Raw genomic sequence first — 20095 nt, forward strand, 5'->3', positions numbered from 1 at the left:
CCGGACTCCGAGCTTAGACGAAGGCATCGTCGCCTCCCTTGCTGGACAGGGCAATCTGGCCTTCTTCCGCCAGTCGGCGGGCGGTCTTGAGGATTTCCTTCTGTTCGGCTTCCACTTCGGAGAGGCGTACCGGGCCGCGGGACTCGAGGTCTTCCTTGAGCATTTCAGCAGCCCGCTGGGACATGTTCTTGAAGATCTTGTCGCGCATCTCCGGCGGGGCACCCTTGAGGGCGATGACCAGCGAGTCGCTCTGCACTTCGCGCAGCAGGGTCTGGATGCCCCGGTCGTCCAGCTCCAGGAGGTTCTCGAAGACGAACATCTCGTCGAGAATTTTCTGGGCCAGGTCCGGGTCGTATTCGCGCACGTTGTCGAGAATGGCGGTTTCAGCAGCCGAGCCGACGAAGTTGAGGATGTCTGCAGCGTGACGGACGCCGCCCATGGCGGTTTTCTTGACCGTGGAGGCGCCGGCCAGCATGCGGGTCAGGGCCTCGTTGAGTTCCCGCAGGGCTACCGGCTGTACGCCGTCGAGGGTGGCGATACGCAGCAGCACGTCATTGCGCAGGCGGTCGGTGAAGTGCTTGAGAATCTCGCCGGCCTGGTCGAACTCGAGGTGCACCAGGATGGTGGCGATGATCTGCGGATGCTCGTTCTTGATCATGTCGGCGGCGGTCGGAGCGTCCATCCACTTGAGGCTTTCGATGCCGGCCGTGTCGGAGCCCTGCAGCACGCGGCTGATCAGGTGGGTGGCGCGTTCGTCGCCGAGGGCCTTGGTGAGCATGGCCTTGATGTGTTCGTGGTCGGCCTCGATGGGGTTGCCCTTCTCCGAGTAGAGAATCACCTCGTCGAGGATCTCCTCCAGCTTCTCCCTCGGTTGGGATGCCATGCCGGCCATGGCGGCGCCAAGCTTCTGGACTTCCTTGGGGCCGAGCAGCTTGAGTACCTCGGCGGCCTCGTCGGCGCCGAGGGTCATCAGGAGCAGGGCGCTCTTTTCCAGCCCCTCATCGTTGCTGCTCATTGCTTCCCATCCATTCCTTGATCAAGTTGGCGACCATGCGCGGATTGCCCTTGGCCAGTTCATGCACCTTGACGAGCTTTTCGTCGTAGGCCAGGCGGGCGGCGGCTTCGGGGGAGAGGGTGACTGCGGACCCTTCTTCGCCCTCTTCACCTTCTTCGCCCTCTTCACCCTCCCTGCGTGTGCCAGTTTCGTCTTCCTCTTCGTCCTTGACCTCCGGCTGCGGCATGACCTGCTTCATCAGCGGGCGAATCACGCCGAAAGCCACAAAGGCGATGACGCCGGCAATCACCAGGTACTTGATGAGTTCCTTGAACAGGGAGACGTTGTCCGGGTCCTTCCAGATCGGAGTTTCAGGCAACGCGTCTTGCTCGGAGGCGACGAAGGCGCTGCTGGCCACGTTGATGCTGTCGCCCCTCTCCTTGCTATAGCCCATTGCTTCGCGGACGAGGTCCTCGATGCGCTTCATTTCGGCGTCCGGCAGCGGGGTGGTTTTCACCGCACCGTTCTTGTCCTTTTCGGCCTTGTGGTTGACCGCCACTGCCACCGACAGGCGCTTGATCTGGCCGAGGGACTTGCGGGTGTGCTGGACGGTCTTGTCCACTTCGTAGTTGATGGTGGCGCTCTTTGTCGTGTTGAGCGGCGGCTGGCCAGTGGCCCCGGCGGCACCGGGTACGGCGGGCGTGGTGAGCGGTGCGGTGGCAGGCACCGGCGGCTGGTTGGTGAGGGCGCCGGGCACGCCCTGGGGGCCTTGCTCGCGGGTCTGGCTTTCGTTGCTTTGCTGGCTGCGGATGGCCTGCTCGGGTGACGGGTTGGGGCGATAGGTTTCGGCGGTCTGCTCGGTGACATTGAAGTCCACGTCGGCGGTGACCTGGGCGCGGAAGTTGCCGGTGCCGAGAATGGGTTTGAGGATGCTGTTGATGCGATCGATGTAGCCTTCTTCGAGCTCCTTCACATACTTCAGCTGGGTGGGGTCCAGCGAGGCCATGCGCATGGGGTCGGGCTTCTTGGTGAGCAGGGAGCCGTCCTGGTCGATCACGCTGACGTTGTCGTTGCTCAGCTGGGGCACGCTGGAGGAAATCAGGTGCACGATGCCGGCGACCTGGGCCGCATCGAGTGTCCGCCCGGTGTGCAGGTTGACCAGTACCGACGCGGTGGGTTTTTGTTCGTCGCGCAGGAAGGCGGTTTGTTTGGGGATGGCCAGATGAACCCGGGCCCCGGCGACGGCAGCGATGGACGAAATGGTGCGCGACAGCTCGCCTTCGAGGGCGCGCTGGTAATTGACCTGTTCGTGGAACTGGGAGAGGCCGAGCTTCTGGTTTTCCATCAGCTCGAAACCGACCAGACCGCCCTTCGGAATGCCCTGGGCAGCCAAGCGCAGGCGCAGGTCATGGACCTGGGTGGCGGGGACGAGGATGGCGTTGCCGTTGTCGGAGAACTTGTAGGGGATGTTCTGCGCCTGGAGACTGGTCACCACGGCGCCACCGTCCTTCTCGGCCAGGTTGGAGAACAGCACGGAATAGTCCGGCTGGCGGCTCCACAGCATGACGCCGACGATCAGCGCAATGCCGAACGCCAGCGCGCCACCGGCAGCGAGCTTCTGGCGTTGCGACAGATTGCGGATGTTTTCCAGCACCTGCGCGAAGGGTGAGGCGGGCGGTACTGGAGCGGCGGCGTCTTCTGCTGCCATGGAAACATTCCCCCTATTTCGGATGCTCGCATTCTGTGCGCGGCAGCCTTCTTTCTACCAGACGATTAACGGCGCTTTTTGCCGCCTATTTGCCGCCTTGCCGGTGCCCGGGCAGGCCTAAGCTGCGAACCGGTGAAAATAGTTTCCAGTTGCTCATGATCCCTCCTGTCACCGAAGACCGTCTCGATGCCCGCCAACTGGCCGATGCCTTCCGCCAGTTCAGCGAGGCATCCGAGGCCCTGACCGGCGCTTACGCCGGCCTGCAGACACAGGTCGGCCAGCTTACCGAGCGCCTGAGCGTGCTGATGGGCGCGCTGCCCGCCGGTGTTGTCGTGCTCGATCGGGATGGTCTCGTCGTGCAGGCCAACCGGGCGGTGGAAAGCATGTTCGGCGTCTCGCTGGCCGGCGTTGACTGGGCGACGTTCTCCGCCAGTCGCCTCGGTGCCACTGAAGCTCCCGGCGAATGGCAGCTTGAGTGTGCCGGCGAAGCGCGCCGTGTAACCCGCGTGGACGCTACGCTCGAATCCGGCGAGGGGCGCATCGTACTGCTTAATGACGTCACCGACGCTCATCACATGCGTCTTGCCGTGGAGCGCAACGAACGTCTTGCGGCCATGGGCGAGATGGTGGCCGGGCTGGCGCATCAGTTGCGCACGCCGCTGTCGGCCGCGCTGCTCTATACCGCCACGCTGGTGCAGCAGGAAATGGGACAGGCGGATCGGGAGCGTATCGGCAATCGTGCCCTGGAGCGCCTGCGCCACCTGGAAAAGCTCATTCGCGACATGCTGTTGTTTGCCCGTGGCGAAACCCTCGGTCGCGAGCCCTTCGGCATCTGCGATCTGGTCGGCGAACTGGCTCACACCCTCGAACCGGTCGCCCGGGCCAGGGGACTGTTCTTCGAGTCGGCCTGCGGTTGCGGCGAGACCCGCGTGGTAGGCGATCGCAAGGCCATCGCCGGGGCCCTTACCAACCTGCTGGAGAATGCCGTGCAGGCCAGCGAAGCCGGTGCGGCGATCCGTTTTGACGCCCTGGTGGATGGCCCGGTGGTGCGTTTCAGCGTCGCCGACGCGGGGCGCGGCATCGATCCGGCGCTTCAGTCACGGCTTTTCGAGCCGTTCTTTACCACTCGGCCCGATGGAACAGGATTGGGCCTGGCGATTGCGCGAGGGGTGGCCCGTGCCCACGGTGGCGACATTGGCATCCAGTCCGAACCGGGCCGCGGCTCCACCTTCACCCTTACCCTCGCCATGGGCGGCTGACGCCCCGTTGCACCCCAGCTTGAGAAAGACACCCATGCCTGAAGCCCTCAACATCCTGGTTGTCGAAGACGACGCCCCCCTGCGTGATGCCGTGTGCCTGACCCTCGAAATCGCCGGCCACACCGTCACCGGTGTGGGTGACGGTCCGGCGGCCCTGGCCGAAGTGGAAAGGCAGGCCTTCAACCTCGTCCTCTCCGATCTGAAGATGCAACCCATGGACGGCCTGCAACTTCTGGCCGAACTGCGCCAGCGCCTGCCCCAGTTGCCGGTGCTGCTGATGACCGCTTTCGGCGACGTGGAAAAGGCGGTGGACGCCATGCGTGGCGGTGCCTGCGACTTTCTGATGAAACCCTTCGAACCCAATGTATTGTTAGAGCACGTGCAGCGCTACGCCGTCACCCGTCACGAGGACGGAATGATTGCCGCCGATCCGCATACCCGCAAACTGCTGGCGCTGGCCGACAAGGTGGCCGAAACCGACGCCACGGTGCTGCTGAACGGAGAGTCCGGTACCGGCAAGGAAGTCTTTGCCCGTTACCTCCACGAGCACTCGTCGCGCAGCAAGGGGCCATTCGTGGCCATCAACTGCGCGGCGATTCCCGATTCCCTGCTGGAAGCGACCCTCTTCGGTCACGAGAAGGGGGCCTTCACCGGTGCAGTCAACGCCCAGGCCGGCAAGTTCGAACAGGCCGAGGGCGGCACGCTGCTTCTCGATGAAATCTCCGAAATGCCTCTCGGTTTGCAGGCCAAGCTGCTGCGTGTGCTGCAGGAGCGTGAAGTGGAGCGGGTTGGCGGCAAGAAAGCCATTCCCCTCGACATTCGCGTGCTGGCCACGACCAATCGGGACATGACCAAGGAAGTGGCGGCGGGCCGTTTTCGCGAGGATCTGTTTTACCGCTTGAATGTCTTTCCGCTGCCCATCCCGTCCCTGCGCGAGCGGCCGGGCGACATCGTGCCGCTGGCACGGCATTTCGCGCTGATGCATGGCGTCCGCCTGAAGCGTCCGGGACGCCTGTCGCCGGAGGCCGAAGCGGTGCTGGTGACCTATCATTGGCCGGGCAACGTCCGGGAGCTGGAAAACACCGTGCAGCGGGCCCTGATTCTCAGCGGTGGCGAAGCCGTCTCGGCCGATACCATCCGCCTGTGCCTGCCCCACTGGAATGGTGAGCCGGTACGCCTGCCCATCAGCAGTACTGCCGTTCCGGCGAACTTTGCCGTTGAGTCGGCAGATATTGCCGTTGAGCTTGCGTCTGCTGGTAATGAGGCGGGGCGCCCGGCCAACATGAAGGATCTGGAACGGGAGCACATCCTGCAGGTGCTCAAGGAGGTGGGAGGCTCACGCAAGCGCGCGGTGGCGCAGCTTGGCATCTCGGAGCGCACCCTGCGCTACAAGCTGCAGCAATACCGCCAGGAGGGGCTGTTCTCCGGTTAGTGGGGCCATGTGCCGCTTGGCACGTGCCTTGCTCTGCTATAGTTGAGAAAAAGGAGCCGGATCATGGATACCCGCGGAATCGATCAGATGTTGTCGGAGCTGCGCGCCACTTCACAGGTGGCCGCGGGCAAGCCTGCGAAAGCGCCGGGCGCTGCGGGTGAAGCCGATTTCGGTCAGGTCCTGCAGAGCGCGATTGCCGATGTGAGTTCGGCCCAGATGCAGGCGCAGGAAATGGCCAAGGGTTTTTCGTCCGGCGATCCGAACGTCAATCTGCAGGATGTGATGGTCAATCTGCAGAAGGCCAGTCTGTCATTCCAGCAGATGGTGCAGGTGCGCAACAAGCTGGTGACGGCGTATCAGGACATCATGAACATGTCCGTCTGACCTGATTCAGGGGAGTCAATAAAAAAGCCGGCGCTGCCGGCTTTTTGTTTTTGCGTGTTCAGCGCATACGTTCGTGGGCGTTTCTTTCGCGTTCTACCTTGAGGATGTAGCGCTGGATGGTCGAGGCCACGCTGTTCGACAGGTTCAGGAACTCACAGCCGGCACGCAGCATCACGCTACCGTCCCGGTTGGTGATGCGAAACAGGTTGCGGACCCGCAGCGTGGCGGAAATCGGCCCGGTTTCCGGCAGCATCAGCCGGCAGTCGGCAAACTCCATGTCCGGTTCAAACGTTACGCCGCCGGACGGGACGGTAATGGCCAGGCCGCCGCCGCTGATGTCGAGTACGCTGGTTTCCACCGAGATCACCTTGTGTTCGCCGCCGACAGTGACGGGAATCAGGCAACTGAGCGCGTGGGAGCCGGGGGCGGTGAGGCGGTAATACTCGCGGCGCTGCAGGCGCAGCAGGACTTCCGGCAGCGGTACGCGGAAGGCTTCGTGGCCCTCGAAGGGGAAGCGTTCGATCTTGCTGGCGGCGAACTGGATCTTGATCTTGTCGAGCTGGGTCACGCAGATCAGCTGTTCGGCGGCCTCCACCCGGCGGTTGATCGTTTCATCGCTGGCGGCGTCGAGGATCAGGTGGCGCTCGTCCGGTGTGACGGCAAGGATGGCGGTGAGGAAGGAGTCTGCGCTGGCATCGATGAAGGCACTCAGCATGGCGCGCTTCTGCATGAGGCTGCGCAGGTTGTAGAGGATGTCGGTCTTCCCCCTCAGCAGGTATTGGGAGTAGTCGTCGGCCTGCAGGAGTTCAAACTTGAGCGGCATGATGGAGGTGGCGTCCGGGGGGCGGAATAGGTGTGGATTCTAGCAGCCCGTCTCGGGGTGCCGTGACTCACAGCAAACCGCATCTCTGTTTCCGGTCTTGCCCTCCCCTGAAAAGCAACGGGGGACGGCAAGCCGTCCCCCGTACCGGAGAAACTGGTCAGCCCGTGTTCAGCGGGTGGCTTCCCGTTCGATCTCTTCCAGGCTGGTGTGGCGCACGTCGCGGCCCTTGACCATGTACACCACGTATTCGGCGATGTTCTTGGAATGGTCGCCGATGCGCTCCACCGACTTGGCCACGAACATCAGTTCGATGGCCTGGGAGATGGTGCGCGGATCTTCCATCATGTAGGTAATCAGCTGGCGCATGATGCCCTTGAATTCGGCATCCACTTCCTTGTCCTGGCGAACCACCTGGGCGGCGGAAATGGTGTCGAGGCGTGCGTAGGCGTCGAGGGAGGTGCGCAGCATGTCCACCACTGCGTCAGCGATGTGGCTGAGGCGGATCTGCGGCATGAAGGGCGACACCGCCGTGTGGATCTGTTTGGCGGTCTTGGCGATCTTCTTCGCTTCGTCGCCGATACGCTCGAGGTCGGTGATGGTCTTCTGTACGGTGCTGATCATGCGCAGGTCGACTGCGGTCGGCTGGCGCTTGGCGATGACCTGATTGCAGGCTTCGTCCAGCTCGATTTCCAGCAGATTGACCCGGTTGTCGTTTTCGATGACCTGGTCGATGAGCAGGAGGTCGCCGTCGGATAGCCCTTCCATGGCCTTCACGATCTGCAGTTCGACCATGCCTCCCATCTGAAGGACCCGGGTGCGGATACCTTCCAGTTCGGTATCAAACTTTTTGGAGGTGTGTTCGTTCATGGGAAGTCCTGTGAATGAAGGCTGTGGTGAGTGTCGAAGGCTAACAGGCCAACATGACGTTTTTGTTTCAAGTTCGCTCGAAGGCCTGCACGCCGTCGGGCGTGGCCAGCAGCAGCACGTCGGCACCGCGCTTGGCGAACAGGCCGCTGGTGACGACACCGACGATGCCGTCGATGGTGATTTCAAGGCTTACCGGATCGTGGATCGCCAAGCCATGTACGTCAAGAATCAAATTGCCATTATCGGTGATGAATCCTTCCCGCAGCACCGGTCGACCGCCGAGGCGGACGAGTTCCCGGGCGACCTGGGCGCGTGCCATGGGGATCACCTCCACCGGCAGCGGGAAGCGGCCCAGTTGGGCGACCTTCTTGGTGGCGTCGCAGATGCAGACGAATTTTTGTGCCACCGCGGCGACGATTTTCTCGCGGGTCTGGGCTCCGCCGCCACCCTTGATCATGGCGAGGGAGGTGTCGATTTCGTCAGCACCGTCGATATACACCGGCAGTTCTTCCACGTCGTTCATGTCGAGCAGGGGAATGCCGTGTCCGGCCAGGCGTCGTGCGGAGACTTCAGAGGAGGCGACGGCACCGGCGATGCGGTCTTTCATGGTGGCCAGCCCGTCGATGAAGAAATTGGCTGTGGAGCCGGTGCCGACGCCGACGATGGCGCCTTCGATCACGTAATCGAGCGCACGCAGTGCGGCCTGTTGCTTGAGTTCGTCCTGAGTCATGGTTTTGCAGCCATTTGCCAAAAACCAAATTCTAACCGGGACGGAGCAAGTGGTCAGATTCTGCAAACCGCCATCGGGGCTGCTTAAGTCGGGTTAGAGTGTTAAAACCGTGCTACAGGGGTTTCTGACTGTTTCGGGTGCGGCATGATTTTTTGAATGAGGAGGCAGGTCATGGGTTTGTTCGATCAACTGGCGGGTCAGGTTCTTGGTTCCCTCGCAGGGGGCAACGGGCAGGCAGGCGGCCAGTCTGCCTTGCTGCAACTGGTATTGGGCCTGATACAGAACAGCGAAGGTGGCCTCGGCGGCTTGCTGGCCAAATTGAATCAGGGTGGGCTCGGTGAACAGGTGGCGTCGTGGGTGGGCACAGGGCAGAACCTGCCAGTCAGTGCCGAGCAGATCAGTCAGGTGCTTGGCGGTGCCGGCCTTGGCGATATTGCTGCCCAGTTGGGGCTGTCCCAGGAGAGTGCGGCGGGGCAACTGGCCGATCTGCTGCCCCGGGTCGTCGATGGCCTGACCCCGAATGGTGAAGTGCCGGACAGCGGCAATGAGCTGCTGACCCAAGGGCTTTCGGCCCTCGGCGGTTTGTTCGGCAAGGCCTGATCCGGCGTTGTCTGCTTTAGTCCGGCCCGCTGGCTACCGGTCGGGCCGGGTCGGCGCACCACTCGCTCCAGGAGCCGGCGTAAAGCTTTGACTCGGACAGCCCGGCGGCTTCCATCGCCAGGATGTTGTGGCAGGCAGTGACGCCGGAGCCGCACTGATGCACCACATTGTGGGCGTCGCCGCCCTTGATGAGCTTGCCGAAGTCTTCCTGAAGTTCGGTGGCCTGCTTGAAGCAGCCGTCGGGCCCCAGGTTGTCGCGAAAGAAACGGTTGATGGCGCCAGGAATATGGCCACCGACCGGGTCGAGGGTTTCGTTCTCGCCACGGAAACGGTCGGGTGCCCGGGCGTCAATGAGCAGCATGGCAGGGGCGTGGAGGTGGCTGTGGACGTAGTTCGCGTCCACTTTAAGGGCGTTTTGCAGCTTGGGCGTGAAGGCTTTGGCAACGGCTTCCGGCGTGTCGGTGGCGAGCGTTTGACCACTGCCAGTCCAAGCCTGGATGCCACCGTTCAGAACGGCCACCCGATCATGTCCCAGCCAGCGCAGCAGCCACCACAGGCGAGCGGCGAACATGCCGCCCACGTCGTCGTAGGCCACCACCTGGGTGTCAGGGCCGACGCCAAGGCTGCCCAGCTTGTCGGCGAGCAGGTGTGGGTCGGGTAGGGGATGGCGCCCGTTGAGGCCCGACAGGGGGCCGGACAGATCCTCTTCCAGGTCGAGGTAGAAGGCGCCGGGCAGATGTCCTGTCGCGTAGGCCTGTGGTCCAAGAGCGGGATCGCGCAGGTCGAAGCGACAGTCGAAAATGCGCCACTCTGGTGTAGCCAGAGTGGCCAGCTCATGAGCGCCCACGAGATGGGTGAAAGGCTGCGGCACGGCTGACGCTCCTCAGGCCACGGGGGTTTCGATACCGCCGAGCCAGGCTTCGGCGTCGTCTGTGTCTTCAAAGACGCGCACATCGGCGTCTACGAAGAATTTCGACAGCCAGGCACTCCATGTGACCCACTGGTCGTCGGTGAGAATGGCGATGCGCGCGAAGTCGTGGGCATGGGCGCGGGCGAAACGGATTTCCTCCAGGGCCATGTCTACGGTGAAGCCGTTCATCTCACGCAGATCGAAGAGCAGGCTGACGGGCCCTTCAAACTGCACCTTGTAATTGGCAACCTCTTCGAATTCCTTGTAGTCGGCCAGTGTGAACTCGCCGAAGACAGTTACGTTGATCCGGCTTTCCTTGTTGTCGGTGGTGATCATCGCCTGCTTCCTTTCTGGGCTGACTGGACGCCATCAGTGTAGTCCTGCAGAGCCCCCGCTTCAATCGGACTCCATGACTGGCGTGGGTTTGCGGGATGCGAGGGATACGAGTACGCCGCTGGTGATGATGACGACGATGGCCAGCGTGGAGGTCCACGGAAGGTGTTCGCCCCATAGCACGACCCCGAACAGGCTGGAAAAAATCACCGTGGAGTAGGCCAGGTTGGCGGCAACGATGGTCTTGCCGTAGCGGTAGGCGCGGGTCATTGCCAGCTGGGCACAGCCACCAAAGCCGCCGACGCCGACCAGGATTGCCGCGCTCTCCAGGCTGAGGCTGTGCAGGTGCTCTGACGATAGCGCCCACGGAAGGCCGAAGGCGCTGGTGACCAGGGAGAACCACAAGACCGTGCGCGCTTCAGGTTCGCCGGCACGACCCAGTTCGCGCACGTTGACGTAGGCCAGGCTGGCAATCAGCCCTGAACTGAGTCCGGCCAGGGCGCCGGGCCATTGATCTGGCTGGAGGGTGGGCTTGAGGAGCAGGACGACGCCCAGGAAGCCCAGGCCGACAGCCGCAAAGAGCATCGGGCCGATCCGCTCCTTGAACCATAGGGCCAGCAACAGGGCAACGAAGAGCGGGGAGGTGTAGTTGAGCGTGACGGCGGTGGCCAGCGGCAGAATGCCCAGCGCAAAGAAATAGCACATCAGCGCGATGGTGCCGGATACGCCGCGGGACAGTTGCAGGCGCCAGTGGGGCGTGGTGTAGGGCGTGCCCTGCCAGCGCAGCAGGACGGCCATCATCAGGAGTCCGATGAAACCCCGGTAGAACACCAGTTCACCGGTGGAAAACAGCGCAGAGCCGAGTTTGACGCAGACACCCATGCAGGCAAACAGCAGGCTCGCGACGATCATCCAGAGGGATTGCATGGGGGCAGGGCAGATTTGGGACAGCGCAATATTCTACTGGACGCATCCCGGGTGGGCCGCGGCCATGAAAAAACCCCCGCAGGCTTGCGCCCGCGGGGGTTATCAACCAAGCGTACCGGTGAGGGTTACCGGCCGATCGATTCTTAGTGGAACTGTTCTTCTTCGGTGGAGCCGGTCAGCGCGGTCACGGAGGACTTGCCGCCCTGGATCACGGTGGTCACTTCGTCGAAGTAACCGGTGCCGACTTCCTGCTGGTGCGACACGAAGGTGTAGCCACGGTCGCGGGCAGCGAATTCCGGCTCCTGAACCTTCTCGACGTAGGCAGACATGCCGCGAGCGACGTAGTCCTGGGCCAGATCGAACATGTTGTACCACATGGAGTGGATGCCAGCCAAAGTGATGAACTGGTACTTGTAGCCCATGGCGCCCAGCTCCTTCTGGAACTTGGCGATGGTGGCATCGTCAAGGTTCTTCTTCCAGTTGAAGGACGGGGAGCAGTTGTAGGCCAGCATCTTGCCCGGGTGAACCTTATGCACGGCTTCGGCGAACTTGCGGGCGAATTCCAGATCCGGTGTGCCGGTTTCGCACCACACCAGGTCGGCGTAGTGAGCGTAGGCGATGGCGCGGGAGATGGCTTGGTCCAGACCCTTCTTGGTCTTGTAGAAGCCTTCGGCAGTGCGCTCGCCGGTCAGGAAGGGCTTGTCGTTTTCGTCGTAGTCGGACGTCAGCAGGTCAGCGGCTTCGGCATCGGTACGGGCGATAACGAGGGTCGGCACGCCATACACGTCGGCAGCCATACGGGCAGCGATCAGCTTCTGAACCGCTTCGGTGGTCGGAACGAGCACCTTGCCGCCCATGTGGCCGCACTTCTTGACGGAAGCCAGTTGGTCTTCCCAGTGCACGCCGGCCGCGCCGGAGCGGATCATGGCCTTCATCAGTTCGAAGGCGTTCAGCACGCCGCCGAAACCGGCTTCAGCATCGGCCACGATCGGAGCGTGGTAATCGACGTAACCGGCATCGCCCGGGTTGGCACCCTTGGACCACTGGATTTCGTCGGCACGGGTGAAGGCGTTGTTGATGCGCTCGACAACCTTCGGCACGGAATCCACGGGGTACAGGGACTGGTCCGGGTACATGGCGGCGTATTCGTTGTTGTCGGCAGCGACTTGCCAGCCGGACAGGTAGATGGCCTTGATGCCGGCCTTGACCTGCTGCATGGCCTGACCACCGGTCAGGGCGCCCAGACAGTTAACGTACGGCTCGTTGTTCACCAGGTTCCACAGCTTCTCGGCACCGCGACGGGCCAAGGTGTTCTCAACCGTGAAGGAGCCACGCAGGCGGACGATTTCAGCAGCGGTGTAACCGCGCTTGATACCCTTCCAGCGGGGGTTTTCGGCCCAGTCTTTTTCCAGAGCGGCGATTTGCTGTTCGCGAGTCAGAGACATACGGAATCCTTTACTAACGTTGAGGGGAGGGAGGAGCTGGTTATGCCGGCACCGGCGATGAGCGAACGGTGCCTTGCGCTAATTTCTGTGTTGCTTGACCGGCTGGAAGGCCGTTGCCGGAGGCTTCCAAAGCGTCGATCAGTGAGGTGAGATTATAGGGATGATTTTGCATGGCAGCAACAGGTCTTATATAAGACATAAGAAATAAATATTTCTTGTTTTTCAATGGTCTGTTGATTGCTTTTTGTATCGTGAAACGGCGTCGGCGATGGTGAAACAAAAAATCGCTGCGCCGCGTCGTTGATGGCCCCAGCTTACAGCAAGGAAGCCTCGGAAACGATCACGCCGTCTTCATCGGCGTAGAGCCATTGACCCGCGACAAAAGTCACGCCGCCGAAGGTCACGGCAATATCCACGTCGCCGGCACCTTTTTTGACGCTCTTCATCGGATGGGTGCCCAGGGCGAAAACGCCGATGTCCATGCCGGCGATCGGGCCGGAGTCGCGGATGCAGCCATATACAACAATGCCGGCCCAGCCATTCTTGACCCCCAGCAGGGCGAGTTGGTCGCCCACCATGGCGCAACGCATGGAGCCGCCACCGTCGATGACCAGTACGCTGCCGTTGCCCGGACTTTCAAGGGTCGAGCGTACCAGCGAGTTGTCTTCGAAAACCTTCAGGGTGCGGATCGGGCCGGCAAAGCGGGTCTTGCCGCCGAAGCTCCGGAACATGGGGGCTACTGCGCGGACCTTGCCTTCGTTGGCATCGCAAAGATCGGTGGTCTGGAATTCCATGGCAACTCCGTGATATTGAAAGTGAATGAAAATGCGGGCGCACAAAAGAAACGGGCGGCCTGGGCCGCCCGTGCTTCATGACGTACGTGCGTAATAAAACTATACCGCAGCTTCGGCCATTTCCTCGAACTGGAGCTGTACCTTGCCGTCGTCGTCGAGGTCGATGGTGACCGTGCCGCCGTTGGCCAGACGGCCGAACAGAAGCTCGTCGGCCAGGGCCGAGCGGATCGTATCCTGGATGAGGCGCGCCATCGGGCGGGCGCCCATGAGCGGATCGAAGCCCTTCTGGCCCAGCCATTCCTTGAGCTTGTCGGTGAAGTGGGCTTCCACCTTCTTCTCGTGGAGTTGTGCCTCGAGCTGCATCAGGAACTTCTCGACCACACGGGTGATGATGTCGTGGTCGAGGGCCTTGAAGGAGATCGTGGCATCCAGGCGGTTGCGGAACTCCGGCGAGAACATCCGCTTGATGTCGGCCATCTCGTCGCCCTGCTCGCGCTTGGCGGAGAAGCCGATCACCGATTTCTGCATGTTTTCGGCACCGGCGTTGGTGGTCATGATGATGATGGTGTTGCGGAAGTCCGCCTTGCGCCCGTTGTTGTCGGTCAGCGTACCGTGGTCCATCACCTGCAGCAGAATGTTGTAGATGTCCGGATGCGCCTTTTCGATTTCGTCGAGGAGCAGCACGCAGTGGGGCTTCTTGTTGATCTGTTCGGTCAGCAAGCCGCCCTGGTCGAAGCCCACGTAACCGGGTGGCGCACCGATCAGGCGTGACACCGCATGGCGTTCCATGTACTCGGACATGTCGAAGCGCACCAGCTCGATGCCCAGGATGTAGGCCAGTTGCCGGGCGACTTCGGTCTTGCCGACGCCGGTCGGGCCGCTGAACAGGAAGGAGCCGATCGGCTTGGCCGGATTGCCAAGGCCGGAGCGGGACATCTTGATGGCCTTGCCGAGGGCCTCGATGGCGACGTCCTGGCCGAAAACGACGTTCTTCAGGTCGCGCTCAAGCGTCTTGAGGGCGGCCTTGTCATCGTTGGAGACATTGCGCGGCGGAATGCGGGCGATCTTGGCGACGATCTCCTCGATTTCTGTCTTGCCGATCAGCTTCTTCTGCCGCGACTTGGGCAGGATGCGCTGGGCGGCACCGGCTTCGTCGATGACGTCGATGGCCTTGTCCGGCAGGTGGCGGTCATTGATGTAGCGGGCCGACAGCTCGGCGGCACTCGACAAGGCCGAGGCGGAGTACTTGATGCCATGGTGCTGCTCGAAGCGCGACTTGAGGCCCTTGAGGATCTCGACGGTTTCGGGAACCGACGGCTCGAGTACGTCCACCTTCTGGAAGCGCCGGGACAGGGCGTGATCCTTCTCGAAGATCTGACGGAATTCGGTGTAGGTCGTGGCGCCGATGCACTTCAGCTGACCGGACGAGAGTGCCGGCTTGAGCAGGTTGGAGGCGTCGAGCGTTCCACCGGATGCCGCACCCGCGCCGATCAGGGTGTGGATTTCGTCAATGAACAGGATCGCGTTGGGGTGCTCGATCAACTGCTTGAGTACTGCCTTGAGGCGCTGCTCGAAATCGCCGCGATACTTGGTGCCAGCCAGCAGGGCGCCCATGTCGAGGGCGTAAACCTGCGCATCGGTGAGGATGTCCGGAATCCGGCCTTCCACGATGCGGCGGGCCAGACCTTCGGCGATGGCGGTCTTGCCGACACCGGCTTCACCAACCAGCAGTGGGTTGTTCTTGCGACGGCGGCACAGGGTCTGGATGACCCGCTCGACCTCCTTCTCGCGACCGATGAGCGGATCGATCTTGCCCAGGAGGGCTTGCTGGTTGAGGTTCTGGGTGTAGTTGTCCAGAGCGCCACCGGCGGTCGTGTTTTCCTGTTCCTGCTCTCCCTGTTCCGACTCGCCGGACGGGCGTGCCGGCGCAGCGCCGGGCTGGGGCGTCTTGGTGATGCCGTGAGAAATGAAATTCACCACATCCAGTCGGGAGATGTTCTGCCGCTGGAGGAAATAGACCGCGTGGGAGTCCTTTTCGCCGAAGATCGCAACCAGCACGTTGGCGCCGGTGACTTCTTTCTTGCCGGAGGACTGTACATGCAGAATGGCTCGCTGGATGACCCGCTGAAAGCCAAGAGTCGGCTGGGTGTCGATGTCTTCGGTGCCTTCCACGCGGGGCGTGTGCTCGTTGACGAAGTCTGTTAACTCCTTGCGTAGCTCGTCCGTTTTTGCGGCGCAGGCACGCAGCACATCGGCGGCGGAAGGGTTGTCGAGGAGCGCAAGCAGGAGATGCTCCACGGTGATGAACTCATGACGCTTTTGCCGAGCTTCGACAAAGGCCATGTGCAGACTGACTTCAAGCTCTTGCGCGATCATTTCAGTTTTCCTCCATGACGCACGCCAGCGGGTGCTGGTGCTGACGTGCATACGCGATGACCTGCTCGACTTTGGTGGCTGCGATGTCCCGCGGGAAGACGCCGCATACACCAAGGCCCTCTCTATGGACTTTGAGCATGATCCGCGTGGCTTGTTCGCGGTCCATGCCAAAGAATTTTTGTATCACGGCCACCACGAAATCCATCGGGGTGAAATCGTCGTTAAGGAGCATGACCTTGAAGAGTGGGGGCGGTTTGACCCGCGTTGCCGCTGTCTCAAGTGTCGACTCTTCCTGTTTTTTGATGACCATGCGAGCCATTCTAAACAACCTCGATGATTGTGCAAGCGTGAATTGGCACAGCCTTCAAGGCGAGTTGCGGGTGATGCAGCGCCCCTTCTTTGCTGCGCTGCGGTAGCGGAAATATGTCACGAAAAAACATGAGCTTCATTTTCGAATGTGTCTAAAACCGACAAAAATCACTGATTTCAATGCTGTGGTGCAGCATCTTTGTCGGCCTTTAAACTCGTTGACGACGTCAAGCAAGTCACGTAAAAGCAGAAATGTGTTCGCGTCAGGTTTAAAGAGAGTGCTTTTGCGTTGCGTGTTCGAAGAAATACCATCGAAAAATCTTCGCTTGTCTTGACCCGATCGCAAGCCGGACGTCCGGATCGTATTACTGAAATCAAGAAGGAATTTGCAATATGGCAACTGGTACTGTTAAGTGGTTCAACGACGCCAAGGGCTTCGGCTTTATTACGCCGGACGATGGTAGCGAAGATTTGTTCGCACACTTCTCCGCCATCACGATGGGCGGTTTCAAGTCGCTGAAGGAGGGGGAGAAGGTTCAGTTCGACATCACCCAGGGGCCGAAGGGCAAGCAGGCGTCGAACATTCAGCGCGCTTGATCCTTCCGGCTTGTCAGGCCTTCAAGTCCTGACGTCGTGATCCAGACCGCCGATGCGCGCAAGTGCATCGGCGGTTTTGCTTTTGCTTCGAGCGCACAGATTTTGCCGGGCGGCGGACAACAAAAAACCCGCTGGGAGCGGGTTTTCTGGGTGCAACAAGCGGTAATCGCGTGCCGGAAGCAATTACTTGAGCTTCACTTCCTTGTAGGCCACGTGCTTGCGGACAACGGGGTCATACTTGTTGAACTCAAGCTTGCCCGGGGTGGTGCGCTTGTTCTTGGAGGTGGTGTAAAAATGCCCAGTCCCGGCAGTGGACTCGAGCTTGATTTTTTCGCGGCCGCCTTTTGCCATCTTGATCTATCTCCTGGTGTAGAAAGGCTTAGATCTTGTCGCCGCGAGCGCGCAGCTCTGCGACGACAGCGTCGATGCCTTTTTTGTCAATGGTGCGCAGGGCAGCGTTGGATACGCGCAGGCGTACCCAGCGGTTCTCAGCCTCGCTCCAGAACTTGCGGTTCTGCAGGTTCGGCAGGAAGCGGCGCTTGGTCTTGTTGTTCGCGTGGGAAACGTTGTTTCCCACCATCGGTGCTTTTCCGGTCACTTGGCAAACGCGAGCCATTTGTTGCTCCAAACTGGTTTTGATTCGATAAGACTCTCGATTATAAGCGACGAAGTTTGCTCGAATCAATAGCTCGGTGAGATTGGCGTGATGAATAGCCGTTCCGGAGGCCTGAAACCTACAGCAGACCGCGCTCGGCGAAGGATACCGGCGGGCTGTTGCCAGCCACCACGAAATGGTCGAGAACCCTTACGTCCACAAGGGCGAGGGCCTTGCTGAGGGCTTGCGTGATGGCCTGATCGGCATGGCTGGGTTCGCCGACTCCCGACGGATGATTGTGCGCAAGAATAACTGCGGCGGCGTTGCGTTCGAGGACCAGTTTGACCACTTCACGGGGGTAAACCGAGGTTTGCGACAGGGTTCCGCGGAAAAGTTCTTCGCTGCCCATGACCCGGTTCTGGGCGTCGAGGAGCAGGATCAGGAAAACTTCGTGAGGTAGCTGACCGAGCTTGAGGCGCAGCCAGTCGCGTACTGCGGCTGGCGAATCGAAGACATCCCGTTTGGCCATCTCTTCACCGAGGGCGCGGCGGGCGAGTTCGAGGACGGCCTGGAGTTGGGCGTATTTGGCAGGACCCATGCCGGGAATGGCGGAGAAGGCTGTTGCCGACGCCGAGCACAGGGCCGACAGGCCGCCGAAGTGGCCGAGGAGGTCGCGGGCCAGGTCGACGGCGCTTTTACCCCGGATGCCGACGCGCAGGAAGAGGGCGAGGAGTTCGGCGTCGGACAGGGCCGTTGCGCCATGGGCGAGCAGACGTTCTCGCGGGCGTTCGTCTGCAGGCCAGTCGGTGATTGCCATGGCGTGTACAATTCCAGCTTCTGAAGGTTACTGATAATACCATTGGCATGATCGAGCTGAAGGGCAGGAAACTGGTTTTGGGCGTAACCGGCGGGGTGGCGGCTTACAAGGCGGCGGAGTTGGTGCGCCTGCTTGGCAAGGCGGGCGCCGATGTGCATGTGGTGCTTACCGAAGGCGGGGCGCGCTTTGTTACCGCGGTAACCTTCCAGGCCTTGTCGGGTAACCGGGTATGGACGGATCTGTGGGATCCGCGCATGGATAACAACATGGCGCACATCGATCTCACCCGCGATGCCGACGCGATCCTGATTGCGCCAGCGACGGCTGACGTGATGGCCAAGCTGGCGCATGGCCAGGCCGATGATCTGCTGACGACCCTGTGCCTGGCGCGGGATTGTCCGTTGCTGGTTGCGCCGGCCATGAACCGCCAGATGTGGGAACACCCGGCCACCCGTCGGAATGCGGCGCAATTGGTGGCCGATGGCGTGACGCTTCTGGGGCCTGCGGCAGGTGAGCAGGCCTGTGGCGAAGTCGGCCTCGGCCGGATGCTGGAGCCCGAAGCGCTGTGCGAGGCGGTGATCGGCTTCTTCCAGCCCAGGCTGCTGGCCGGCCGGCGCATCGTGATGACCGCCGGGCCGACCTTTGAAGCCATCGATCCGGTGCGTGGCATTACCAATTCCAGTTCCGGAAAAATGGCTTACGGACTGGCCCGGGCCTGCGCTCAGGCGGGGGCCGAGGTCATACTGGTGAGCGGGCCGGTGGCCCTGTCGGTGCCGGAAGGCTGCCGCCGGGTAAATGTGAAAAGTGCGCTGGAGATGCGTGAGGCGGTGTTTGCGGCGCTGCCGGGAGCGGATGTGTTCATCGGCGTGGCGGCGGTGGCGGATTACCGGCCGGCGACCTCGGCCGAACACAAGATCAAGAAATCCGGCGCGGAGCTGACCATTACGCTGACGCCGAATCCGGACATTCTCGCCGACGTGGCGGGCTTGCCCAATCCGCCGTTCTGCGTGGGTTTTGCCGCCGAGAGCCGCAATCTGGATGAATACGCCGAGGGCAAGCGCAAGGCCAAGAAATTGCCGCTGATCGTCGGCAATCTGGTGCAGGACGGCCTGGGTGGTGACGACAACGAAGTGGTGCTGTTCGACGCAGCCGGACGACACCCTTTGCCCAAGGCGCCGAAGCCCGAGGTGGCGCGCGCCATCGTGGCCCATCTGGCCGCGCTTTTGCCGAAGATCTGACCCCATTCCATTACCTGGAGCAAATCACCATGCACAGTATTGATATCCGGATTCTCGACGAGCGTCTGAAGAATCAGCCGCCGGCCTACGCGACCAGCGGTTCTGCCGGTCTGGATCTGCGGGCTTGCCTGGAGGCGCCCATTGCCCTGGCGCCGGGCCACACTACGCTGGTGCCGACGGGCATCGCCCTGCATCTGGCCGATCCAGGGCTGGCGGCGATGATCCTGCCGCGCTCCGGCCTGGGCCACAAGCACGGCATCGTGCTGGGCAATCTGGTCGGTTTGATCGATTCGGACTACCAAGGGCAGATTTTTGTCTCGGTCTGGAATCGGGGGCATGAGAGCTTCACCATCCAGCCGATGGAGCGCATCGCCCAGTTGGTGGTGGTGCCGGTGCTGCAGGTGGCCTTCAATGTCGTCGACAGCTTCGACCAGAGCGCGCGCGGCGTGAGTGGCTTCGGTAGCACGGGCAAGCACTGATGCGGCATCCGGGCATCCCGACGGGTGTTCACGTGCTGCTCGAGCAGGATGGTTGTGTGCTGCTGATGCGTCGGGCGGGGACGGGGTTTTTCGATGGGCTCTACAGCCTGCCTGGCGGCCACGTCGAGGAGGGTGAAACCCTGCGCGCGACGGCGGTGCGTGAGATGCGTGAAGAGTTGGGTATTGATCTTGCCGAGGCGGGGCTGACGGTGCTGGGTGTTGTCCATCGGCGCTCCGATACCAACCGGATCGATTTTTTCCTGCGGGCGGCCGAGTGGTCGGGTGAGCCGGTCATTGCCGAGCCTGACAAGTGCGATGCGCTTCTCTGGTGTCGGCGGGATGTCTTGCCGGAGGCTGTCGTGCCCTACATCCGTGATGCGCTTGAGGCTGGCCCAGGGCCGTGGATTCACGAGTCTGGCTGGGCCTGAAATGAAAAACCCGGCTCGCCAGGAGCCGGGTTGAAGCTGCAGGTTTCTCT

At 61.8% G+C, this 20095-nt stretch carries 24 protein-coding genes; 8 read left to right on the plus strand and 16 right to left on the minus strand.

Features of this window, described 5'->3' with window-relative positions; translation table 11 throughout:
• Positions 1-13: 13 nt before the first annotated feature.
• On the minus strand, positions 14-1015 hold the full coding sequence (gene fliG / locus ETQ85_RS04330) for a flagellar motor switch protein FliG (protein WP_148577821.1): 1002 nt from the start codon (positions 1013-1015) through the stop codon (positions 14-16).
• Positions 999-2702 carry a flagellar basal-body MS-ring/collar protein FliF gene (gene fliF / locus ETQ85_RS04335; protein WP_148577822.1) on the minus strand — a complete coding sequence of 568 codons (1704 nt, stop codon included), beginning with the start codon at positions 2700-2702 and terminating at the stop codon, positions 999-1001. The genes fliG and fliF overlap by 17 nt, the downstream gene beginning before the upstream one ends.
• Positions 2703-2857: 155 nt before the next feature.
• Between fliF and ETQ85_RS04340 the strand changes: the two genes are divergently transcribed.
• The 3 genes from ETQ85_RS04340 to fliE all read left to right on the plus strand — a co-directional run bounded on the left by ETQ85_RS04340 (position 2858) and on the right by fliE (position 5777).
• Complete coding sequence (locus ETQ85_RS04340; RefSeq protein ID WP_148577823.1) at positions 2858-3961, plus strand: sensor histidine kinase; 1104 nt, start codon at positions 2858-2860, stop codon at positions 3959-3961.
• Between the two features lie 34 nt (positions 3962-3995).
• On the plus strand, positions 3996-5393 hold the full coding sequence (locus tag ETQ85_RS04345; protein WP_148577824.1) for a sigma-54-dependent transcriptional regulator: 1398 nt from the start codon (positions 3996-3998) through the stop codon (positions 5391-5393).
• Positions 5394-5456: 63 nt separating this feature from the next.
• Positions 5457-5777 carry a flagellar hook-basal body complex protein FliE gene (gene fliE / locus ETQ85_RS04350; RefSeq protein WP_148577825.1) on the plus strand — a complete coding sequence of 107 codons (321 nt, stop codon included), beginning with the start codon at positions 5457-5459 and terminating at the stop codon, positions 5775-5777.
• A gap of 58 nt (positions 5778-5835) precedes the next feature.
• Here the strand turns inward: fliE and ETQ85_RS04355 are convergent, their stop codons facing one another.
• The 3 genes from ETQ85_RS04355 to rpiA all read right to left on the minus strand — a co-directional run bounded on the left by ETQ85_RS04355 (position 5836) and on the right by rpiA (position 8197).
• Positions 5836-6600, minus strand: coding sequence for a flagellar brake protein (locus tag ETQ85_RS04355; protein WP_148577826.1), 765 nt, complete (start codon positions 6598-6600; stop codon positions 5836-5838).
• Positions 6601-6768: 168 nt separating this feature from the next.
• A complete protein-coding gene (gene phoU / locus ETQ85_RS04360) occupies positions 6769-7467 on the minus strand; it encodes a phosphate signaling complex protein PhoU (protein ID WP_148577827.1) in 699 nt (232 codons plus the stop codon).
• A 67-nt stretch (positions 7468-7534) separates the two neighbouring features.
• On the minus strand, positions 7535-8197 hold the full coding sequence (rpiA, locus tag ETQ85_RS04365; RefSeq protein WP_148577828.1) for a ribose-5-phosphate isomerase RpiA: 663 nt from the start codon (positions 8195-8197) through the stop codon (positions 7535-7537).
• Between the two features lie 171 nt (positions 8198-8368).
• On the opposite strand from rpiA, the gene ETQ85_RS04370 reads away from it, so the two are divergent.
• Positions 8369-8797 (plus strand): YidB family protein, encoded by a 429-nt coding sequence (locus ETQ85_RS04370; RefSeq protein ID WP_148577829.1) that lies wholly within the window; start codon positions 8369-8371, stop codon positions 8795-8797.
• Positions 8798-8813: 16 nt separating this feature from the next.
• Here ETQ85_RS04370 and ETQ85_RS04375 read toward each other — a convergent pair whose 3' ends face one another.
• From ETQ85_RS04375 to clpS, 8 genes are all read right to left on the minus strand, one after another.
• The gene (locus ETQ85_RS04375; RefSeq protein WP_148577830.1) at positions 8814-9668 is read right to left on the minus strand and encodes a sulfurtransferase; all 855 of its coding nucleotides are present in this window, start codon (positions 9666-9668) and stop codon (positions 8814-8816) included.
• A 12-nt stretch (positions 9669-9680) separates the two neighbouring features.
• Positions 9681-10043 carry a SpoIIAA family protein gene (locus ETQ85_RS04380; protein ID WP_148577831.1) on the minus strand — a complete coding sequence of 121 codons (363 nt, stop codon included), beginning with the start codon at positions 10041-10043 and terminating at the stop codon, positions 9681-9683.
• A gap of 60 nt (positions 10044-10103) precedes the next feature.
• Positions 10104-10967 (minus strand): DMT family transporter, encoded by an 864-nt coding sequence (locus tag ETQ85_RS04385; RefSeq protein WP_148577832.1) that lies wholly within the window; start codon positions 10965-10967, stop codon positions 10104-10106.
• 143 nt (positions 10968-11110) lie between these two features.
• A complete protein-coding gene (aceA, locus tag ETQ85_RS04390; RefSeq protein ID WP_148577833.1) occupies positions 11111-12412 on the minus strand; it encodes an isocitrate lyase in 1302 nt (433 codons plus the stop codon).
• A gap of 40 nt (positions 12413-12452) precedes the next feature.
• On the minus strand, positions 12453-12638 hold the full coding sequence (locus ETQ85_RS04395; RefSeq protein WP_148577834.1) for a hypothetical protein: 186 nt from the start codon (positions 12636-12638) through the stop codon (positions 12453-12455).
• An 88-nt stretch (positions 12639-12726) separates the two neighbouring features.
• A complete protein-coding gene (rraA, locus tag ETQ85_RS04400) occupies positions 12727-13206 on the minus strand; it encodes a ribonuclease E activity regulator RraA (RefSeq protein WP_148577835.1) in 480 nt (159 codons plus the stop codon).
• Between the two features lie 99 nt (positions 13207-13305).
• A complete protein-coding gene (gene clpA / locus ETQ85_RS04405) occupies positions 13306-15582 on the minus strand; it encodes an ATP-dependent Clp protease ATP-binding subunit ClpA (protein ID WP_148577836.1) in 2277 nt (758 codons plus the stop codon).
• Position 15583: 1 nt separating this feature from the next.
• Positions 15584-15892 carry an ATP-dependent Clp protease adapter ClpS gene (gene clpS / locus ETQ85_RS04410; protein ID WP_148577918.1) on the minus strand — a complete coding sequence of 103 codons (309 nt, stop codon included), beginning with the start codon at positions 15890-15892 and terminating at the stop codon, positions 15584-15586.
• A gap of 392 nt (positions 15893-16284) precedes the next feature.
• On the opposite strand from clpS, the gene ETQ85_RS04415 reads away from it, so the two are divergent.
• A complete protein-coding gene (locus tag ETQ85_RS04415) occupies positions 16285-16488 on the plus strand; it encodes a cold-shock protein (RefSeq protein ID WP_148577837.1) in 204 nt (67 codons plus the stop codon).
• Positions 16489-16671: 183 nt separating this feature from the next.
• Here the strand turns inward: ETQ85_RS04415 and rpmG are convergent, their stop codons facing one another.
• From rpmG to radC, 3 genes are all read right to left on the minus strand, one after another.
• Entirely contained in the window at positions 16672-16839 is a 168-nt protein-coding gene (gene rpmG / locus ETQ85_RS04420; RefSeq protein ID WP_148577838.1) for a 50S ribosomal protein L33, read from the minus strand.
• A gap of 28 nt (positions 16840-16867) precedes the next feature.
• A complete protein-coding gene (gene rpmB, locus ETQ85_RS04425; protein WP_148577839.1) occupies positions 16868-17104 on the minus strand; it encodes a 50S ribosomal protein L28 in 237 nt (78 codons plus the stop codon).
• Between the two features lie 118 nt (positions 17105-17222).
• Positions 17223-17900: a RadC family protein gene (gene radC / locus ETQ85_RS04430; RefSeq protein WP_148577840.1), complete on the minus strand. Its 678-nt coding sequence runs from the start codon at positions 17898-17900 to the stop codon at positions 17223-17225.
• Positions 17901-17947: 47 nt separating this feature from the next.
• On the opposite strand from radC, the gene coaBC reads away from it, so the two are divergent.
• From coaBC to ETQ85_RS04445, 3 genes are read left to right on the plus strand one after another with little or no spacing between them, the layout of a single operon-like run.
• A complete protein-coding gene (coaBC, locus tag ETQ85_RS04435) occupies positions 17948-19138 on the plus strand; it encodes a bifunctional phosphopantothenoylcysteine decarboxylase/phosphopantothenate--cysteine ligase CoaBC (RefSeq protein WP_148577841.1) in 1191 nt (396 codons plus the stop codon).
• A 14-nt stretch (positions 19139-19152) separates the two neighbouring features.
• Positions 19153-19617, plus strand: a complete 465-nt coding sequence (gene dut, locus ETQ85_RS04440; RefSeq protein ID WP_407058383.1) for a dUTP diphosphatase — start codon at positions 19153-19155, stop codon at positions 19615-19617.
• Positions 19617-20045 (plus strand): NUDIX hydrolase, encoded by a 429-nt coding sequence (locus ETQ85_RS04445; RefSeq protein ID WP_148577843.1) that lies wholly within the window; start codon positions 19617-19619, stop codon positions 20043-20045. Before dut ends, ETQ85_RS04445 begins: the two co-directional genes overlap by 1 nt.
• Positions 20046-20095: the final 50 nt, after the last annotated feature.

Source organism: Zoogloea oleivorans, from assembly GCF_008107625.1.
Lineage (GTDB): Bacteria > Pseudomonadota > Gammaproteobacteria > Burkholderiales > Rhodocyclaceae > Zoogloea > Zoogloea oleivorans.